The sequence below is a fragment of the Candidatus Microbacterium phytovorans genome, from assembly GCA_029202445.1.
Taxonomy (GTDB): domain Bacteria; phylum Actinomycetota; class Actinomycetes; order Actinomycetales; family Microbacteriaceae; genus Microbacterium; species Microbacterium phytovorans.
Genome location: CP119321.1, coordinates 939,169 through 955,722, shown reverse-complemented (window position 1 = coordinate 955,722; position 16,554 = coordinate 939,169). Strand labels below are relative to the sequence as shown.

Here is a 16,554-nt window from a genome sequence, read left to right as displayed (position 1 = left end):
GACGGCCCCGGGCGCTCAGTGAGCGCGTCGCGGCCGACGTGTCTCGAGGTTTACTCGGCGATGTGCGCGAACAGGAACCAGCGGTCCTTGTCCAGGCCCGCCTTGATCGCGATGGCGACGTCCTGGCTCGTGAGGTCGGTCTCGTCGAGGCCGTCGATCGCTGCCTGAACGTCGGCGAGCACGGCATCCATGTCGGCGATGACGGCGCGGATCTCGTCCTGCCACTGTGCGAAGCCGGCCGGCACGGCGGTCGTCGTCTTCTCGGCGACGGTCGATACCCGCGCGTCGATCGGCAGGCCGAGCGCCACGATCCGCTCGGCCGCGAGGTCGGCGGAGGCCTGCGCGTTCGCGACGAGGGTGTCGAGGAGCTCGTGGATGGCGATGAAGTTGCTGCCGCGCACGTTCCAGTGCGCCTGCTTGCCGTTCACGGCGAGGGCCTGCAGGCCGAGCACGACGGGGCTCAGCAGCTGAGCGGTGCTCGTAGCGGCCTCGGTGCCGGCGATCGTTGCGGGGATGGTCTGCGTCTTGGTCATGATTCTCTTCGCCTCCGTAAGTGCAGGGTTCAGCCCTGTGCTGAGTGAAACGCTACTCACCGTGAGGCATTCCGCAAGGAAGAGAAGGCTCCGCTTACCGCGCCTCTCGGGGGTGTGTAGGGTCGCTGGCATGATCGCCGCCGACGCCACCGTCCTCACTGTTGCCGGGAAGTCACCGTCGCTTTCAGGCAGCTCATTCGTCGCGTCGGGGGCGCGCATCGTCGGGGATGTCACGCTCGGCGAGGGCGCGAGCGTCTGGTACAACGCGGTCCTGCGTGGCGACAGCGCCTCGATCACGGTGGGGGAGGGCAGCAACCTGCAGGACAACGTGTCGGTGCATGTGGATGCCGACCACCCCGTCGTCATCGGACGCGACGTGTCGGTCGGGCACAACGCGGTCGTGCACGGGTGCGTCATCGGTGACGGATCGCTGATCGGCATGGGAAGCGTCGTGCTGTCGGGAGCGCGCATCGGCAGCGGATGCCTCGTCGCGGGCGGAGCAGTGGTGCTCGAAGGCGCCGTGATCCCCGACGGTTCCCTCGTGGCGGGAGTGCCGGCGGCCGTGAGACGTCAGCTCACCGCGGAGGAACGCGACGGCATCCTGCGCAACGCGCTGATCTACCGGGACCACTCCCGCACTCACGCCGAAGCGGCGGGCGCCGAGGGCGAGAGGTGAGGTGGAGGGGACTCACTTGGCCACAGTGTCGCGCTCTATCGGCCACGACCGGCTCTATGCTGACTGCGTGACCGCTGGCGACGAGGAGGAAGCCGAGGACGTCCCCCGGGGCTTCATCTGGACCGGAGTCATTGTCGGTTTTGCTCTCTACGCTCTCGGCCTGGTCTTGGAGTCCGCCCTGCCCGACTCGTTGGGTTGGATCTCGGACTGGCCTCGTTCCTTGGGCATCGGTGTCTCCGCCCTTAGCGCGGGCTACGGAATCAATGCCTGGCGCGCGAGGCGAAAGCGCGCCCGTCGCAGTGGGCAAGCTTGACCACTGCGCGGACACCTCCTTCGATGTCGCCAGCCTCATACATTGCTGCGGTTTCGTCCTGTGGGACCCAGACCACCGCTGTGCCTGGCCTAGAGTGCGCCGCCGGGATTTAAAGTTCGCGCCGGTGTTCCTCACGCCCGCGCAGGTCACTGCAGTCTGCGCCCAGTTGAGAGACGAGAATCCGTTGCCGACGCTGATCCGGTTCGCCGCCTACACAGGGCTGCGCGCCGCAGAGATCGCGGGGCTCCGCGTGGGGGACGTCGACTTCGATGCCGTCCACATCGAGGTTCGGCAGACGATGAAGCGCATCGGGAACGTGTGGACCGTCGGCACGCCGAAGTCGAAGCGGTCTACTCGCACGGTGCCGCTGCTGGATCGGCAGCTCATCGGAGGCTGAAGGCGGTGCTGCTGACAAACCCGACACTGGCGACCCAGACGCGCTGTTCTGGCCAGGAAGAGCGAACAGTTCACGACGGCTGGACTGGTCGCGACAGGTCGACGTCGGGGGAGTGCTCCGCTACTACCTGCGCCCTGCGCTCACGCGAGCGAAGCTGCCACGGATGCGGTTCCACGGTCTTCGACACACCTACACCAGCCTCATGTTCGCGGCAGGGTTCAAGCCGTACGAGGTCAGCCGGTACATGGGGCACGCGGGCATCGCGACGTCAGACGGCATCTACGCCCATCTCTACCCGGCTGCTACCTGCGCCCTGCACTGACGCGAGCGAAGCTCCCTCGGATGCGGTTCCACGACCTCCGGCACACCTATGCCAGTCTGATGTTCGCGGCCGGGTTCAAGCCCTACGAGGTCAGCCGCTACATGGGGCACGCAAGCATCGCCACCACCGACGGCATCTACGCCCACCTTTACCCGAGTGACTACAACGAGCAGATCGCCCGCTTCGAGGCGTTCGTCGCGAAGGGGTGAGCCGCGCTGCGGTCGCACGCTTCGCGTGTGAAAGGGAGCCGATGCCCGAACCCAACACGGAGGTGTTTCCGGATGTCGGTAACGTTTCGCGTCTCGGTGACAACTATCAAAGGTGAAGGGATGTGACGGAGGGCTTGGATGGGTGAAGCTGAAGCGGAGACCGAGTTCGCGGCGCGGTTCCGACGGCACTACAACGAGGTGCTGCGGTTTCTTGAGCGCCGCGTTGCTGACCGCGAGGACGCGAGTGAGTTGGCGGGGGATGTGTTTCGAGTCGCGTGGCAGCGGTTCTCTCCTGGCAGTCGCGCCGAGCGCGCGTGGTTGTACGCGATCGCCCGAAACGTGCTCGGCGACCACTACCGCCGGACGGCCCGGCAAGCCACCGCAGACCAAGCACTGAACTCCGCCGCGCTTATCGAGGCGCAGACTGTCTCGTCGCGCGGACCGGCAGATCATCCGATCTTGACGGCGCTCGCCACGCTTCCCGCGACCGACCAGGAAGCGATCCGGCTTCGGTACTGGGAGCATCTCAGCACCGCCGAAGTGGCCGAAGTGCTTGGCATCACTCCCGTCGCCGCTCGCGTGCGCTTGCATCGAGCCCGAAAGCAGCTTCGCGCCGCGCTGCACACCACACTTGAACCGAAAGGAATGCGCTCATGACCAAGCTTGCGACCATGTTGCAGAACGCAGACACAGCGAACACACCGAAGGATGCCCCACTCGACGAGGCCGCCGAGGCACAGCTCCAGGCGATCCTGACTGCGGAGCGGCTAACCGTCAGGTCGACAACGAGTGCGTCTCGCGAACGGAAGCGATTTGGCCCTGTTCTGGCATGGATCGCCGTGCCCGCGCTCGCGGTTGGTGTCATCGCCGCGGTCAGCTTCGGACAAGAGCCCGCTCGGCAGGCCGACCCGACCACAGCCCCCGGCCATCACACGGAGTCTCCGGGACAGGGCGACAGGGGCGCCCACACTGACGAACCCACGACGGAGGCTCCCACGAGCGATACGCCTCCGGATGTCACATTCGAGGCGAGCTGGGCCTTCGACGTCGCAGACGTCAACGAGATCCGTGCGCACGCCGACGCCATAGTTGACGCGGATGTCGTATCGATCAGCCGCCGTGCCGTGTTCGTGTTCCCCGGAAACCCCATGCCCTACACGGAGGTACAGCTGCGCGTCCACGACATCCTGAAAGGATCAGCCTTCGGCACGAGGACGCTTGTCACGGTGCTCTACCCCGGCGGCACGGTCACCCTCCAGCAAGTCCTCGACGCCTACCCCAGAGAGAGCACTGAGAAGCGCGGCCTAACCAAGCTCTCCGAAGAAGAACTCGACCGGCAGACCGAGACGTACGGGTACGACGACACCACGCTCGTGTCCGGAGAACGATACGTCCTCGCCCTCGGAGTGAACGAAGACACCTACACGGTCGGACCGGCGGGCTTCGGCGTGTTCCACGTCGACGGTGATGTACTAACCAACGCGATCACGGGGTCACGGTACACCTACGCCGACTTCCAGGAGGAGTGATCGCTATCCCCGCCTCACAGGAACAGCGCCGGGACTTCGGCGGGATTTCCGTTTCCGGCCGACCCGGCGGATAGCTCGCGATCCCATGCAGGGCTTGTGGAGGGGATGACGGGAATCGAACCCGCACCATCAGTTTGGAAGACTGAGGCTCTACCATTGAGCTACATCCCCGAGGCCGTGTGACGGCGCCTCGAAAGAGTGTACAGGGCGATGTCGGCTAGACTTGCCACCGGTCGTTTTCGGCGCACGTGCATGTGCGCGACCCGGGGCGTAGCTCAGCTTGGTAGAGCGCCCGCTTTGGGAGCGGGAGGCCGCAGGTTCAAATCCTGTCGCCCCGACCACGACCCGAACAGACCCAGAACCAGACCACACACGGATGCGCACGCGCGCGTCCGGACTTGAGGAGAACAACAGGCATGGTCACGAGCACCGTCGAGAAGCTCAGCCCGACGCGGGTGAAGCTGCACATCACGGTCACCCCGGATGAGCTGAAGCCCAGCATCGCGCACGCTTACGAGCACATCGCTCAGGACGTCCAGATTCCCGGCTTCCGCAAGGGCAAGGTCCCCGCGCCGATCATCGACCAGCGAGTCGGTCGCGGTGCGGTCATCGAGCACGCCGTCAGCGAAGGCCTCGACGGCTTCTATCGCGAGGCCGTCGCCGCCAACGAGGTGCGCACGGTGGGCCGCCCGTCGGCCGAGGTCATCGACTGGCCGAGCGACAAGGACTTCTCGGGCGACCTCAAGGTCGAGGTCGAGGTCGACGTCCGCCCCGAGTTCGACCTTCCCGCCCTCGACGGCATCACGCTCGAGGTCGACGCCGTCGAGACCGATGACGCCGCCGTGGAGGCCGAGCTCGACCGCCTGCGCGGGCGTTTCGGCACCCTCGTGACCGTCGACCGTCCCGCCGCCACCGGCGACTTCGTCGAGCTCGACCTCGTCGCCACCATCGACGGCAACCAGATCGATCGCGCCGAGGGCGTGTCGTACGAGGTCGGCTCGGGCGAACTCCTCGAGGGCATCGACGAGGCCGTCGAGTCGCTCACCGCCGGTGAGGAGACGACGTTCCGCTCGAAGCTCGTGGGCGGCGACCACGCCGGCCAGGAGGCCGAGGTCGCCGTGACGGTGAAGTCGGTCAAGGAGCGCGAGCTCGCCGAGGCCGACGACGATTTCGCAAAGATCGCCAGCGAGTTCGACACGATCGCCGAGCTGCGCGAGAGCATCGCCGGCCGCCTCTCCGAGCAGTCCGTCTACGTACAGGGCGCCGCTGCGCGCGACAAGCTCGTCGACGCGCTGATCGAGAAGGTCGACATCCCCGTCCCGGCTCAGCTCGTCGAGGACGAGGTGCACCAGCACCTCGAGGGCGAAGGCCGACTCGAGGACGACGTGCACCGCGCCGAGGTCACCGAGGCCAGCCAGAAGCAGTTCCGCACGCAGATGATCCTCGACAAGCTGGCCGAGTCCAGCGACGTCCAGGTCTCGCAGGAGGAACTGACCCAGTACCTCATCCAGTCCGCTGCGCAGTACGGCATGGCTCCGCAGGAGTTCGTGGACGCACTGCAGCAGAACGGTCAGCTGCCGCTCATGGTCGGCGAGGTCGCTCGCAACAAGGCCCTCGCGATCGCGCTCGGCAAGGTCAAGGTCGTCGACACCAACGGCAAGGCGGTCGACCTGACCGGCTTCGTCGCGACCGACGACGCCGACGCCGAGGGCGACGCGCCCGCAGCGGACGGCGAGGCCGAGAAGCCGGCCAAGAAGCCCGCCGCCAAGAAGGCACCTGCGAAGAAGCCCGCCGCCAAGAAGGCGGCCGAGAAGTCGTCGGACGACGCGGATGCCGCAGCGGAGAAGCCCGCGAAGAAGGCGCCCGCGAAGAAGGCTGCGGCCGAGAAGGCCGACGCCGAGTAGAACGTCGCACACGAGGGGGTCGGATGCCGTGGCATCCGGCCCCTTCGTCGTCGTTGCGGCCAGAGGCACGCACTATGCCGACGGCGAACACGGGCGGGTCGGTGCGTGGGCCTGGGTAGATTCATTGACGAACGGACCACCCGGAATCAGGAGCATTCATGGCTGAACCACTTGTCGCGACGAGCGTCTTCGACAGGCTGTTGAGAGACCGCATCATCTGGCTCGGGTCGGAGGTGCGCGATGAGAACGCCAACGAGATCTGCGCCAAGATCCTCCTCCTCGCGGCCGAAGACAGCGAGAAGGACATCTACCTCTACATCAACTCGCCGGGCGGATCGATCACCGCGGGCATGGCGATCTACGACACCATGCAGTTCGTCCCGAACGACATCGTGACGGTCGGCATCGGCATGGCGGCCTCGATGGGTCAGCTGCTGCTCACGGCCGGCACGAAGGGCAAGCGCTACATCACCCCCAACGCGCGCGTGCTGCTCCACCAGCCTCACGGCGGCTTCGGCGGCACCTCCAGCGACATCCAGACGCAGGCGCAGCTCATCCTCGACATGAAGCGTCGCCTCGCCGAGATCACCGCAGCGCAGACGGGCAAGTCGGTCGAGCAGGTCAACGCCGACGGCGATCGCGACCGCTGGTTCACCGCCGAGGAAGCCCTGGAGTACGGCTTCGTCGACCACATCCGCGAATCCGCAGCCGATGTCATCGGCGGCGGCGGCACCGAGAACTGACCCGGAGGACACCCGAGAATGAACGCACCCACCTTCGGCATGCCCGCTCACTCGACCTCCGGCGTGCAGCTGCCCGGCAGCCGCTACATCCTGCCGCAGTTCGAGGAGCGCACCGCCTACGGCTACAAGCGCCAGGATCCCTACAACAAGCTGTTCGAGGACCGCGTGATCTTCCTGGGCGTCCAGGTCGATGACGCCTCCGCGGACGACGTCATGGCTCAGCTGCTCGTGCTGGAGTCGCAGGATCCCGACCGCGACATCATCATGTACATCAACTCGCCCGGTGGCTCGTTCACCGCGATGACCGCCATCTACGACACGATGCAGTACGTCTCGCCCGAGATCCAGACCGTCGTGCTGGGTCAGGCGGCTTCTGCGGCATCCGTGCTGCTGGCCGCCGGCGCCCCCGGCAAGCGACTCGCGCTGCCCAACGCTCGCATCCTCATGCACCAGCCCGCCGTCGGCGAGGCCGGGCACGGCCAGGCGTCGGACATCGAGATCCAGGCGGCGGAGATCCTGCGCATGCGCACCTGGCTCGAGGAGACGATGGCACGCCACACGAAGAAGACCCAGGCCGAGGTCAACAAGGACATCGATCGCGACAAGATCCTGTCGGCGGCCGAGGCCCTTGAGTACGGCATCGTCGATCAGGTGCTGACGTCGCGCAAGCGCACGCCCGCCGCGATCACGGCCTGATCACCACACGTCTGAACCGATGAGAGCCCCGGCCCGGTGCCGGGGCTCTCGTCGCGCAAGACGGACCGACACAGTGCGAGCGAAATCCGCCGGGTTGTCGGTCGCAGCGGTTAGGCTCGAAGCGCGGTTTCTGTGAGATCCCTGGAGGAGGAGCGCCATGGCACGCATCGGTGAGAGCGCCGACCTGTTCAAGTGCTCCTTCTGCGGCAAGAGCCAGAAGCAGGTGCAACAGCTGATCGCCGGCCCCGGCGTCTACATCTGCGACGAGTGCGTCGAACTCTGCAACGAGATCATCGAAGAGCGCATGGCCGAGTCCGGCGACGGTGCGGTCGCAGACTTCGATCTCCCCAAGCCACGCGAGATCTTCTCCTTCCTCGAGGAGTACGTCGTCGGTCAAGACCCCGCCAAGCGCGCTCTCGCGGTGGCCGTGTACAACCACTACAAGCGCGTGCGCGCTCACTCGACGCTCCAGCCGGCCGAGCAACGTGCCGACGAGGTCGAGATCGCCAAGAGCAACATCCTCCTCCTGGGACCGACCGGCTGCGGAAAGACCTATCTCGCGCAGACGCTCGCGAAGCGGCTCAACGTGCCGTTCGCCGTAGCCGACGCGACGGCGCTCACGGAGGCCGGCTACGTCGGCGAAGACGTCGAGAACATCTTGCTGAAGCTGCTGCAGGCGGCCGACTTCGACGTCAAGCGCGCCGAGACCGGCATCATCTACATCGACGAGGTCGACAAGATCGCGCGCAAGGCCGAGAACCCGTCGATCACTCGCGACGTATCGGGCGAGGGCGTGCAGCAGGCGCTCCTCAAGATCCTCGAGGGCACCGTGGCATCCGTGCCCCCGCAGGGCGGCCGCAAGCACCCGCACCAGGAGTTCATCCAGATCGACACGACGAATGTGCTGTTCATCGTGGCGGGGGCGTTCGCCGGACTCGAGGACATCATCTCCTCCCGAGTGGGCAAGCACGGCGTCGGCTTCGGCGCTCCGCTGCACGAGAAGGGGAAGGACCTCGACCTCTTCAGCGAAGTGCTGCCCGAGGACCTCCACAAGTTCGGCCTGATCCCCGAGTTCATCGGCCGCCTCCCCGTCGTGACGAACGTCTCGCCGCTGGACCAGACCGCGCTCATCGAGATCCTCACCGGACCGAAGAACGCGTTCGTCAAGCAGTATCAGCGGATGTTCCAGCTCGACGGCGTCGAGCTGGAGTTCGAGGACGAGGCGCTCCGAGCGATCGCCGACCTCGCGGTCGCCCGCAAGACAGGAGCGCGCGGACTTCGTGCCATCCTCGAAGACGTCCTCGGCCCGATCATGTTCGAGATTCCCTCGGCGGAAGACGTCGACAAGGTAATCGTGACACGCGCTGCGGTCACCGAGGGTGCCGCACCCACGTTCGTGCTGCGGCAGAAGCGCAAGAGCGCCTGAGCCTGACCCACCGCCCGGGAGGGCGTGTCGGAGCCTCGCCCTATCGTCGTGGGCATGACGACGCGCATCCTCTTCGACACGGCGACATCACTGAACGGCTGGATAGCCGACGAGAACAACTCCCTCTCCTGGTTGTTCGCGGTCGAGGGCGGCACCACGCCCGACGACGAGGTGCTCCCGACGAACGCGGGTGTGCTCGTGGAAGGCTCGACGACGTACGAGTGGGTGCTGGCCGAGGCGGATGCCCTGGCGCACCCGGAGAAGTGGCATGAGTTCCACGGCGACCGCCCCACCTTCGTCTTCACGACGCGTGAGCTGCCCGTCCCCGACGGCGCGGATGTCCGATTCGTTTCCGGCCCCGTCGCCGAGGCTCTCCCCGTGTTGCGCGCCGCGGCGGGAGACACCGACATCTGGGTAGTGGGCGGGGGTGACCTGGCCGGCCAGTTCCTCGACATCGGGGCACTCGATGAGATCGCCGTGTCCGTGGCGCCTGTGCTCCTCACCGGGGGAGCTCCGCTGCTGCCACGCCGATGCGAGTCCGACCGCCTTCGCCTGGTCTCAGCGAAAGCGGTCGGACAGTTCGCACGGTTGGTCTACGAGGTCGACAACGCCTCAGCCGGATAGTCCCCGTCGCTTCAGCAGGGGCTCGATCGCGGCATCGCGACCACGGAAGTCGCGGTAGGCCTCCAGTGGATCCTTCGATCCGCCCACGCCGAGCAGTCGCTCGCGGAAGCGATCTCCGTTCTCGCGTGTCAGACCGCCGTTCTCGCGGAACCACTCCACGGTGTCGGCGTCGAGGACCTCGCTCCAGATATACGAGTAGTAGCCGGCGCTGTATCCACCCGAGAAGACGTGCGCGAAATAAGTCGATGAGTACCGCGTCGGCACGACGGGATTGTCGAGCCCGAGCTCGGCGAGAGCGCGCGCCTCGAAGTCCGCGACGTCCTCGATCGACGCGGCATCCTCAACGCTCAGCGAGTGCCACGCTTGGTCGATCCACGCTGCCGCGAGGTACTCGCTCGTCGAGAACCCTTGATTGAAGGTCTCGGATGCCAGCAGCTTCTCGACGACGTCGGCAGGCAGCGGCTCGTCGGTGTCGATGTGGCGGGCGTACGAGGTGAGGATCTCCGGCCAGTAGATCCACATCTCGTTGACCTGGCTCGGGAACTCCACGAAGTCTCGGTGGACGTTGGTGCCGGCGAAGTGCGGGTAGGTGACGGTCGCGAAGAGCCCGTGCAGCGCATGACCGAACTCGTGGAACAGGGTCGTGACCTCGTCGAGTGTCAGAAGCGTGGGCTGTCCGGGCGCGGGCTTGGGGACGTTGAGGTTGTTGACCACGACCGGGTGCGTCCCGCGCAACCTCGACTGGGAGACGATCGAGTTCATCCACGCCCCGCCGCGCTTGGTGTCTCGCGTGTAGAGGTCCAGCACGAAGAGACCCAGCTCACTGCCGTCCTCGTTGCGCACCTCGAAGACGCGGGCATCGGGGTGGTACGCCGGAAGGTCGGCGCGCTCGGTGAACGTGATGCCGTACAGCGACGTCGCGGCACGGAACACCCCGTCGACGAGCACCCGCTCTGCGTCGAACCAGGGGCGCAATGCGGTGCGATCGAGGTCGTACTCGGCCTGACGGACGCGCTCGGTGTAGAACGCCCAGTCGTGCGCGGCCACGGGGAACGGCGACGGTCCGGCATCCACGATCGCCTGGAGGGCGGCCTGCTCGCGGCGCGCGTTCGCCGCGGCCGGCGTGGCGAGACGGCGGAGCAGGTCGTGCACCGCTTCGGGGGAGCCCGCGGTCTCGTCGCTGGTGATGTACGCCGCATGACTGGCGTGCCCCAGGAGCGCAGCTCGCTCGGCGCGGAGCGCGACGATCTCCCGCAGCACCTCCGAATTGTCGTTCTCGTTGCCTCGCGAGGCACGAGCCCGCGAGGCGTCCAGCAGGCGCAGACGGCTCTCCCGCTCGGTGAGGCTCGCGAGATACGGGTGTCCGGTGAACAGTGTCAAGGTGACGACGAACCGTCCGGGCAGCCCGCGGTCGGCCGCGTTCTGAGCGGCGGCGGAGAGCTCGCCCGCGGTGAGCCCGGCGAGCTCCTCCTCGCTGTCGAAGACGACGGCGAGGTCGTTGCTGTCGGCGAGGAGGTTCTTCTCGAACGTCGTGCTGAGAATCGACAGGCGTTGGTTGAGCGCCATTAGTCGAGCCTTCTGCTCGTCATCCAGCGCGGCACCCGCGTGCGTCATCTCCCGGTAGTGACGCTCGATCAGGTAGTGCTCCTCGTCGGTGAGGTCGAGTTCGCTCCGCTGTTCATAGAGCGTCTTGATGCGCCAGTACAGCTGGCCGTCCAGCTGGATGGCATCCTGGTGCGCCGACATCAGGGGCGCCAACTCCTCGTCGATCTCCTGGATCGCGGGAGTCGCGTCGGCAGAGGACACCGTATAGAACGTCCGTGCAACGCGACCGAGCAGCTCCCCGGAGCTCTCGAGGGCGAGAAGGGTGTTCTCGAACGTCGGCATCGAGCGCACGTGCGTGATCCGTGCGATCTCGTCGACGTGCTCGGCGAAGGCCTGGCGGAAGGCGGGCAGATAGTGCTCGGGACGGACGTCGCGGTAGTCGGGGAGGCCGTAAGGGAGGAGGGCCGGGGTCAGCAACGGGTTCTGCTCGCGAGTCATCGGTCCAGCGTACGACTCTCAGGGCGCCTTACAAAGATCTGCTTGCAAAGTAGTACTTGCAAACCTGTCTCTGCAAAGTTATCTTTGCATTATGACCGAGCACGAACAGCCGACCCACCCGGCAGACGCGTCGCCCCACCACGACGTTCGGATGCTCGATGCGAGCGCACTCAAGGCGCTCGCACACCCGCTGCGTGTTCGGATCTACGACATCCTGTCGCAGTACGGACCGCAGACGGCGAGCTCCCTCGCAGAGATGACGGGGGAGTCGTCGGGTGCCACGAGCTACCACCTGCGCGCGCTCGCCAAGCACGACCTCATTCGCGAGGTGGACGAACGAGGAACGGCGCGCGAGCGCTGGTGGGAGCGCCCCCGTGGCGGCATCTCGTTCACCAATCCCGAGGCGATGAAGACGCCGTCCGGAAAGGCGGCGACGGAAGCGGTCATGACCGAGTTCCTCACCCGCCGCCACCAGCAACTCATGCGCTACCTCGCCGAAGCGATCCTCGACCCCGATGGTCACTCGGATGAGGCTGCGATCTCCACCGCCACCGCCCGGATGACGATCGAGCAGACCACCGAGCTCATCTCCGGCATCCAAGAGCTGATCGATGCCGCGGTCGACAAGTACCGCGATCAGACCGGCGAGGGCGTGCGCCCCATCAGTATTCGCACCGATATCTTCCCGCTTCCCGAAGAAGGACACTGACCATGACCGCGATCTCCGCGCCCCTGTGTCTCCCGGCATCCGGCCGGCTTGCGCCCACACCCCTCGAACGCAGCATCCTGCGTCTTTCTCGCGCGCTCGAGGTCGCAACCCTGCAGCGCATTCAGCGTCGCGCGCTCACGTCGACTCCGCCGGCGACGAACGCGGTGGAGGAGCGGCAGACCGCGCTCGCGCTCGGCTCTCTCGGAATCCTGCCGCGGTGACCACGGTCGACGCGCGCACGCGCCTGGGCCGTGACTTCGGCAAGCTGTGGACCGCCGCTGCGTTCAGCAACCTGGCGGACGGCCTCGGCCGCACGGCGGTTCCCCTGGCCGCCACAACGCTCACCCGTGACCCGCTGCTGATCTCTGTCATCGGCGCACTCGCGTTCGTCCCGTGGCTCGTCTTCGGATTGCCCGCGGGCATGATCGTGGATCGCTACGACCGGCGGTACATCATGGCCACCGCCAATGCGCTGCGCGGCGCGGTCGCCGTCTGGTTGGCCCTCCTCGCCGTCACCGGCTCCCTCTCGCTCTGGGCCCTGTTCGTGGGAACACTCGTGTTCGGCCTCGGCGAGACACTGTTCGACAACGCGACCAACGCCGTGATCCCCGGTGTGGTGCGCCGTGACCAGCTCGACCGCGCCAACGGATGGATGCAGGCAGCGCAGATCACGATCGACAGCTTCATCGCGACGCCGATCGCCGGCGTGCTCTTCGCCCTGTCCGTCGGCGTGCCGTTGTGGGCGGGCAGCGCCGCTTATCTCATCCCCATCGTGCTCGCCGTCCTCCTCCCGGTATCGGCAGCGCGTCCGCTGCGACGACCCGCTCACGACGCGGCCATCGAACCCGCGCCGCAGGCGGGGGGCGCCGGCGACATCGCTGCCGGCGTGGTCGGCGAACCCGTCACCGACACCGTCCCTGCGCCGCGGGTGCGCACGCGGGAGGCGCTCGCGTACCTCTGGCGGCACCGCTACCTGCGGACGATGGTGGTCTTCACCTCGATCATCGGCTCGTCCCTGTCGTTCGCCCAGGCCGTGATCATCCTCTTCTTCCTCGACACGATGGGGGTGTCGGTGGCTGCGATCGGGTTCGTCACCGCCGGCATCGGTATCGGTGCCCTCGCGGGATCGCTCTTGGCGCCTCGTCTGGTCGCTCGCTTCGGGCGTGGACGCGTCATGTTCGGCGCGATCTTCACCGGCGGGGCCACCCTCGTGCTGACGGGGCTGGCACCCGACGCGTGGACGGCGGTCGGTGCGTTCGCGCTCTCCGCGGGCGCGGTGTCCGTCTGGAACGTGCCGTGGGGGAGTCTGCGCCAGCAGATCGTGCCCGGTGAGATCTTCGGTCGCGTCCTCGGCGTCATCCGCACGCTCACCTGGGGGCTGTTTCCCGTGGCCACCCTCCTCGGCGGGTGGGTCGGGCGCACGGATCTCCGCCTGCCCTTCTGGATCGGCGGCAGCGTGATCGTCGTCGTCGCGGTGATCGCCCTGCCCCTGCTCATCGGTGGGACTCGACGGGCAGGCGCGGAGACGCCCGCCTGACCGCCGCGCTCCGCCAGGAGGACGTGATCAGCGGCCGACCAACCCGATCAGCCGAACTCGTCCTCGGAGTCGTGGCGCACCGTCACACTGCCGTCGGCCCGAAGTTCGACCAGGATGCCGGTGTCCAGCTCCGCAAGGGGACGCCCTTCGAGGAACGTCAACGTCCAGCGTGGCCGCGGCTGGCCGAGCAGGTCACCCGGCAGGGCCCGGTCGACCTCGCCGATCTGGGCGTGCAGCACGGCAGGCACGGCCGGCGGGATCGAGTCGCCGCTGGTCCAGCGGGTCCCGAGCTGCATCACGACTCCTGCGGGGCGAGCACGATGTCGGCAACCGCCAGCTCGTCGGCCACCGCATAGGTCACCGCGCCGATCCGTCCGACCGCCTTCAGGTCGCCCTCCGCTGCCGCGACGGCGTCGAGCGCCGCCTGGGGCCCCGAGATCGTGAGGGTCTCGACGGCGGTCTTCTGCGACGCCTTCGCCTCGGTCTTGGCCCGCCGGACCGCGATGAGGGTCTCGCCGACGCGGCGGAGCACCATCGGGTCACCCTCGATGCCCAGCGGTTCGGGCCACGCGGCGGTGTGCACGGACCCCTCCTCGAACCACGACCATGCCTCTTCCGCGGCGAACGCGAGCACGGGCGCCAGGAGCCGCAGCAGCGCCGACAACGCGGTGCGCAGCGCCAGCGCGGCGGATGCCTGGCCGCTGTCGGCCTGGTTGTACGCGCGCTCCTTGACGAGTTCTAGATAGTCATCGCAGAACGTCCAGAAGAACGCCTCGGTGATCTCGAGCGCGCGGGCGTGATCGTACGCTTCGAACGCCGTCGTCGCGTCGCGGATCACCTGGTCGAGGGTCGCCAGCATCGACGCGTCGAGGTCGTGCGTGATCGTCGCGCCCGTCGGAACGGCGAAGGACAGCACGAACTTGGCGGCGTTGAGCACCTTGATCGCCAGCCGTCGCCCGATCTTCACCTGGGTCGGATTCTGGGGATCGAACGCCGCGTCTGCGCCGAGCCGGCTCGACGCAGACCAGTACCTCACGGCATCCGTGCCGTGGCCAGCCAGGATGTCGGCGGGGGTGACGACGTTGCCCTTGGACTTGGACATCTTCTTGCGGTCGGGGTCGACGATGAAGCCGGAGATCGAGGCGTCACTCCACGGGGCGCGGCCGTCTTCGAGCGCACTGCGGAGCATCGTGGAGAAGAGCCAGGTGCGGATGATGTCCTGACCCTGGGGCCGCACGTCGAATGGCGCGACGAGGTTCCAGAGCTCGGGGTCGCGCTCCCAGCCGCCGGCGAGCTGGGGCGTCAGCGACGACGTCGCCCACGTGTCGAAGATGTCGCGCTCTCCCTCGAAACCGCCCGGAACGCCTCGCTGAGACTCGTCATAGCCGGCGGGGGCGTCGATGGTCGGGTCGACCGGGAGCTGCCCGAGATCGGGTGTGATGACGCGGTCGTAGTCGCGCTCACCGTTCTCGTCGAGGCCGTACCACACGGGGATCGGCACGCCGAAGAAGCGCTGCCGGGAGACGAGCCAGTCGCCCGTCAGCCCGTTGGTCCAATTCTCGAACCGCACGCGCATGAAGTCCGGATGCCACGACATCTCCTGCCCGAGCGCGATCAGCCGTTCACGCAGCTGCTCGTCGCGCGCACCATTGCGGATGTACCACTGGCGCGTCGACACGATCTCGAGGGGGCGGTCGCCCTTCTCGTAGAACTTGACCGGGTGGGTGAAGGGCTTCGGCTCGCCGATGAGGTCACCGGACTCTTGGAGCAGCTCGACGACGCGCTTCTTCGCACTGAAGACGGTCTTGCCCGCCAGCTCGGCGTAGGCCGCTCGCGCCTCGTCGGTCACGATCACGTCGGGAGCCTCGGCGAGCACACGGCCGTCCTTGCCGAGGATCGTGCGGTTGGGAAGGTCCAGTTCCCGCCACCAGATGATGTCGGTGACGTCGCCGAAGGTGCAGATCATCGCGATACCCGATCCCTTGTCCTTCTGGGCGAGCGGATGGGCGAGGACGGGGACTTCGACGTCGAACAGCGGCGTGCGCACCGTCGATCCGAAGAACGGCTGGTACCGCTCGTCGTCGGGGTGTGCGACGAGGGCGACGCACGCGGGGAGCAGTTCCGGACGCGTCGTCTCGATGTGGATGTCACCGGATCCGTCGGTCTTGTGGAACGCGACACGGTGGTAGGCGGCGGGCTGCTCGCGATCCTCGAGCTCTGCCTGAGCGATCGCCGAGCGGAAATCGATGTCCCACAGGGTGGGCGCCAGCGACTGGTAGGCCTCGCCGCGTTCGACGTTGCGGAGGAACGCGAGCTGGCTTGTGCGAATCGTGTCGTCCGAGATCGTGCGGTAGGTCTGCGTCCAGTCGACGCTCAGTCCGAGCTGACGGAACAGCGCCTCGAAGTGCTTCTCGTCCTCCTCGGTGAGGCTTTCGCACAGCTCGATGAAGTTGCGTCGGCTGATCGGGACCTGATCCGCCGCGCGGCTCGACTTGTTGTCGCCGCCCTGGAACGGGGGAGTGAAGTCGGGGTCGTAGGGGAGCGAGGGGTCGCATCGCACGCCGTAGTAGTTCTGCACACGCCGCTCGGTCGGCAGACCGTTGTCGTCCCACCCCATCGGGTAGAACACCGTCTTGCCCCGCATGCGCTCGAAGCGCACCTTGATATCGGTGTGGGTGTAGCTGAAGACATGGCCGATGTGAAGGCTGCCGGATGCCGTCGGCGGCGGCGTGTCGACGGAATAGACACCGTCGCGGCCCACGCGTGACGCGGCGGCACGGTCGAACAGGTACGTTCCCTGGGCCGACCACGCGGCATCCCACTTCTGCTCGAGGCCTTCCAATGCGGGCTTGTCTGGAATGTGCGCCACGGGAGTCTCCTCGATCGGTATGGG

General features: G+C 67.1%; 18 protein-coding genes and 2 tRNA genes. 15 read left to right on the top strand and 5 right to left on the bottom strand.

Annotation, left to right across the window (positions count from 1 at the left end):
- Positions 1-50 precede the first annotated feature (50 nt).
- Positions 51-533, bottom strand: coding sequence for a DNA starvation/stationary phase protection protein (locus tag P0Y48_04540; protein ID WEK14477.1), 483 nt, complete (start codon positions 531-533; stop codon positions 51-53).
- A gap of 130 nt (positions 534-663) precedes the next feature.
- On the opposite strand from P0Y48_04540, the gene P0Y48_04535 reads away from it, so the two are divergent.
- The 6 genes from P0Y48_04535 (at position 664) to P0Y48_04510 (ending at position 3,979) form a co-directional block, all read left to right on the top strand.
- On the top strand, positions 664-1,209 hold the full coding sequence (locus P0Y48_04535; protein WEK14476.1) for a gamma carbonic anhydrase family protein: 546 nt from the start codon (positions 664-666) through the stop codon (positions 1,207-1,209).
- Between the two features lie 437 nt (positions 1,210-1,646).
- Complete coding sequence (locus tag P0Y48_04530) at positions 1,647-1,919, top strand: tyrosine-type recombinase/integrase (protein WEK14475.1); 273 nt, start codon at positions 1,647-1,649, stop codon at positions 1,917-1,919.
- Between the two features lie 112 nt (positions 1,920-2,031).
- Positions 2,032-2,241 (top strand): tyrosine-type recombinase/integrase, encoded by a 210-nt coding sequence (locus P0Y48_04525; protein WEK14474.1) that lies wholly within the window; start codon positions 2,032-2,034, stop codon positions 2,239-2,241.
- Positions 2,242-2,261: 20 nt separating this feature from the next.
- Positions 2,262-2,450, top strand: a complete 189-nt coding sequence (locus P0Y48_04520; protein WEK14473.1) for a tyrosine-type recombinase/integrase — start codon at positions 2,262-2,264, stop codon at positions 2,448-2,450.
- A gap of 138 nt (positions 2,451-2,588) precedes the next feature.
- Positions 2,589-3,107, top strand: a complete 519-nt coding sequence (locus tag P0Y48_04515; GenBank protein ID WEK14472.1) for a sigma-70 family RNA polymerase sigma factor — start codon at positions 2,589-2,591, stop codon at positions 3,105-3,107.
- On the top strand, positions 3,104-3,979 hold the full coding sequence (locus tag P0Y48_04510) for a hypothetical protein (GenBank protein ID WEK14471.1): 876 nt from the start codon (positions 3,104-3,106) through the stop codon (positions 3,977-3,979). The genes P0Y48_04515 and P0Y48_04510 overlap by 4 nt, the downstream gene beginning before the upstream one ends.
- Before the next feature lie 97 nt (positions 3,980-4,076).
- On the opposite strand, the gene P0Y48_04505 is transcribed toward P0Y48_04510, so the two are convergent.
- Positions 4,077-4,150 (bottom strand) — tRNA-Gly (locus P0Y48_04505).
- A gap of 93 nt (positions 4,151-4,243) precedes the next feature.
- Between P0Y48_04505 and P0Y48_04500 the strand changes: the two genes are divergently transcribed.
- The 6 genes from P0Y48_04500 to P0Y48_04475 all read left to right on the top strand — a co-directional run bounded on the left by P0Y48_04500 (position 4,244) and on the right by P0Y48_04475 (position 9,372).
- Positions 4,244-4,320, top strand: a tRNA-Pro gene (locus tag P0Y48_04500).
- A gap of 75 nt (positions 4,321-4,395) precedes the next feature.
- A complete protein-coding gene (gene tig, locus P0Y48_04495) occupies positions 4,396-5,883 on the top strand; it encodes a trigger factor (protein ID WEK14470.1) in 1,488 nt (495 codons plus the stop codon).
- 158 nt (positions 5,884-6,041) lie between these two features.
- On the top strand, positions 6,042-6,626 hold the full coding sequence (locus tag P0Y48_04490) for an ATP-dependent Clp protease proteolytic subunit (protein WEK14469.1): 585 nt from the start codon (positions 6,042-6,044) through the stop codon (positions 6,624-6,626).
- A gap of 18 nt (positions 6,627-6,644) precedes the next feature.
- Positions 6,645-7,322: an ATP-dependent Clp protease proteolytic subunit gene (locus P0Y48_04485; protein ID WEK14468.1), complete on the top strand. Its 678-nt coding sequence runs from the start codon at positions 6,645-6,647 to the stop codon at positions 7,320-7,322.
- Between the two features lie 157 nt (positions 7,323-7,479).
- Entirely contained in the window at positions 7,480-8,748 is a 1,269-nt protein-coding gene (gene clpX, locus P0Y48_04480) for an ATP-dependent Clp protease ATP-binding subunit ClpX (GenBank protein ID WEK14467.1), read from the top strand.
- 54 nt (positions 8,749-8,802) lie between these two features.
- Positions 8,803-9,372 carry a dihydrofolate reductase family protein gene (locus P0Y48_04475; protein WEK14466.1) on the top strand — a complete coding sequence of 190 codons (570 nt, stop codon included), beginning with the start codon at positions 8,803-8,805 and terminating at the stop codon, positions 9,370-9,372.
- Here P0Y48_04475 and P0Y48_04470 read toward each other — a convergent pair.
- Positions 9,361-11,415: a M3 family metallopeptidase gene (locus P0Y48_04470; protein WEK14465.1), complete on the bottom strand. Its 2,055-nt coding sequence runs from the start codon at positions 11,413-11,415 to the stop codon at positions 9,361-9,363. The genes P0Y48_04475 and P0Y48_04470 overlap by 12 nt on opposite strands.
- A 91-nt stretch (positions 11,416-11,506) precedes the next feature.
- On the opposite strand from P0Y48_04470, the gene P0Y48_04465 reads away from it, so the two are divergent.
- From P0Y48_04465 to P0Y48_04455, 3 genes are read left to right on the top strand one after another with little or no spacing between them, the layout of a single operon-like run.
- Positions 11,507-12,124 carry a helix-turn-helix domain-containing protein gene (locus P0Y48_04465; protein WEK14464.1) on the top strand — a complete coding sequence of 206 codons (618 nt, stop codon included), beginning with the start codon at positions 11,507-11,509 and terminating at the stop codon, positions 12,122-12,124.
- Positions 12,125-12,126: 2 nt separating this feature from the next.
- On the top strand, positions 12,127-12,345 hold the full coding sequence (locus P0Y48_04460; GenBank protein ID WEK14463.1) for a hypothetical protein: 219 nt from the start codon (positions 12,127-12,129) through the stop codon (positions 12,343-12,345).
- Positions 12,342-13,661 (top strand): MFS transporter, encoded by a 1,320-nt coding sequence (locus tag P0Y48_04455; protein ID WEK14462.1) that lies wholly within the window; start codon positions 12,342-12,344, stop codon positions 13,659-13,661. The genes P0Y48_04460 and P0Y48_04455 overlap by 4 nt, the downstream gene beginning before the upstream one ends.
- Positions 13,662-13,708: 47 nt before the next feature.
- Here the strand turns inward: P0Y48_04455 and P0Y48_04450 are convergent, their stop codons facing one another.
- A complete protein-coding gene (locus tag P0Y48_04450; GenBank protein WEK14461.1) occupies positions 13,709-13,957 on the bottom strand; it encodes a hypothetical protein in 249 nt (82 codons plus the stop codon).
- On the bottom strand, positions 13,957-16,530 hold the full coding sequence (gene valS, locus P0Y48_04445; GenBank protein WEK14460.1) for a valine--tRNA ligase: 2,574 nt from the start codon (positions 16,528-16,530) through the stop codon (positions 13,957-13,959). The genes P0Y48_04450 and valS overlap by 1 nt, the downstream gene beginning before the upstream one ends.
- Positions 16,531-16,554 lie beyond the last annotated feature (24 nt).

Excerpts from the sequence above, each read along its gene's own strand:
- P0Y48_04460 (WEK14463.1), top strand. The coding sequence starts at position 12,127 with ATGACCGCGATCTCCGCGCCCCTGTGTCTCCCGGCATCCGGCCGGCTT.
- P0Y48_04535 (WEK14476.1), top strand. The coding sequence starts at position 664 with ATGATCGCCGCCGACGCCACCGTCCTCACTGTTGCCGGGAAGTCACCG.
- P0Y48_04475 (WEK14466.1), top strand. The coding sequence starts at position 8,803 with ATGACGACGCGCATCCTCTTCGACACGGCGACATCACTGAACGGCTGG.
- clpX (WEK14467.1), top strand. The coding sequence starts at position 7,480 with ATGGCACGCATCGGTGAGAGCGCCGACCTGTTCAAGTGCTCCTTCTGC.
- P0Y48_04510 (WEK14471.1), top strand. The coding sequence starts at position 3,104 with ATGACCAAGCTTGCGACCATGTTGCAGAACGCAGACACAGCGAACACA.
- P0Y48_04485 (WEK14468.1), top strand. The coding sequence starts at position 6,645 with ATGAACGCACCCACCTTCGGCATGCCCGCTCACTCGACCTCCGGCGTG.
- P0Y48_04470 (WEK14465.1), bottom strand. The coding sequence starts at position 11,415 with ATGACTCGCGAGCAGAACCCGTTGCTGACCCCGGCCCTCCTCCCTTAC.
- P0Y48_04540 (WEK14477.1), bottom strand. The coding sequence starts at position 533 with ATGACCAAGACGCAGACCATCCCCGCAACGATCGCCGGCACCGAGGCC.
- P0Y48_04490 (WEK14469.1), top strand. The coding sequence starts at position 6,042 with ATGGCTGAACCACTTGTCGCGACGAGCGTCTTCGACAGGCTGTTGAGA.
- P0Y48_04465 (WEK14464.1), top strand. The coding sequence starts at position 11,507 with ATGACCGAGCACGAACAGCCGACCCACCCGGCAGACGCGTCGCCCCAC.
- P0Y48_04515 (WEK14472.1), top strand. The coding sequence starts at position 2,589 with ATGGGTGAAGCTGAAGCGGAGACCGAGTTCGCGGCGCGGTTCCGACGG.
- tig (WEK14470.1), top strand. The coding sequence starts at position 4,396 with ATGGTCACGAGCACCGTCGAGAAGCTCAGCCCGACGCGGGTGAAGCTG.
- P0Y48_04520 (WEK14473.1), top strand. The coding sequence starts at position 2,262 with ATGCGGTTCCACGACCTCCGGCACACCTATGCCAGTCTGATGTTCGCG.
- P0Y48_04450 (WEK14461.1), bottom strand. The coding sequence starts at position 13,957 with ATGCAGCTCGGGACCCGCTGGACCAGCGGCGACTCGATCCCGCCGGCC.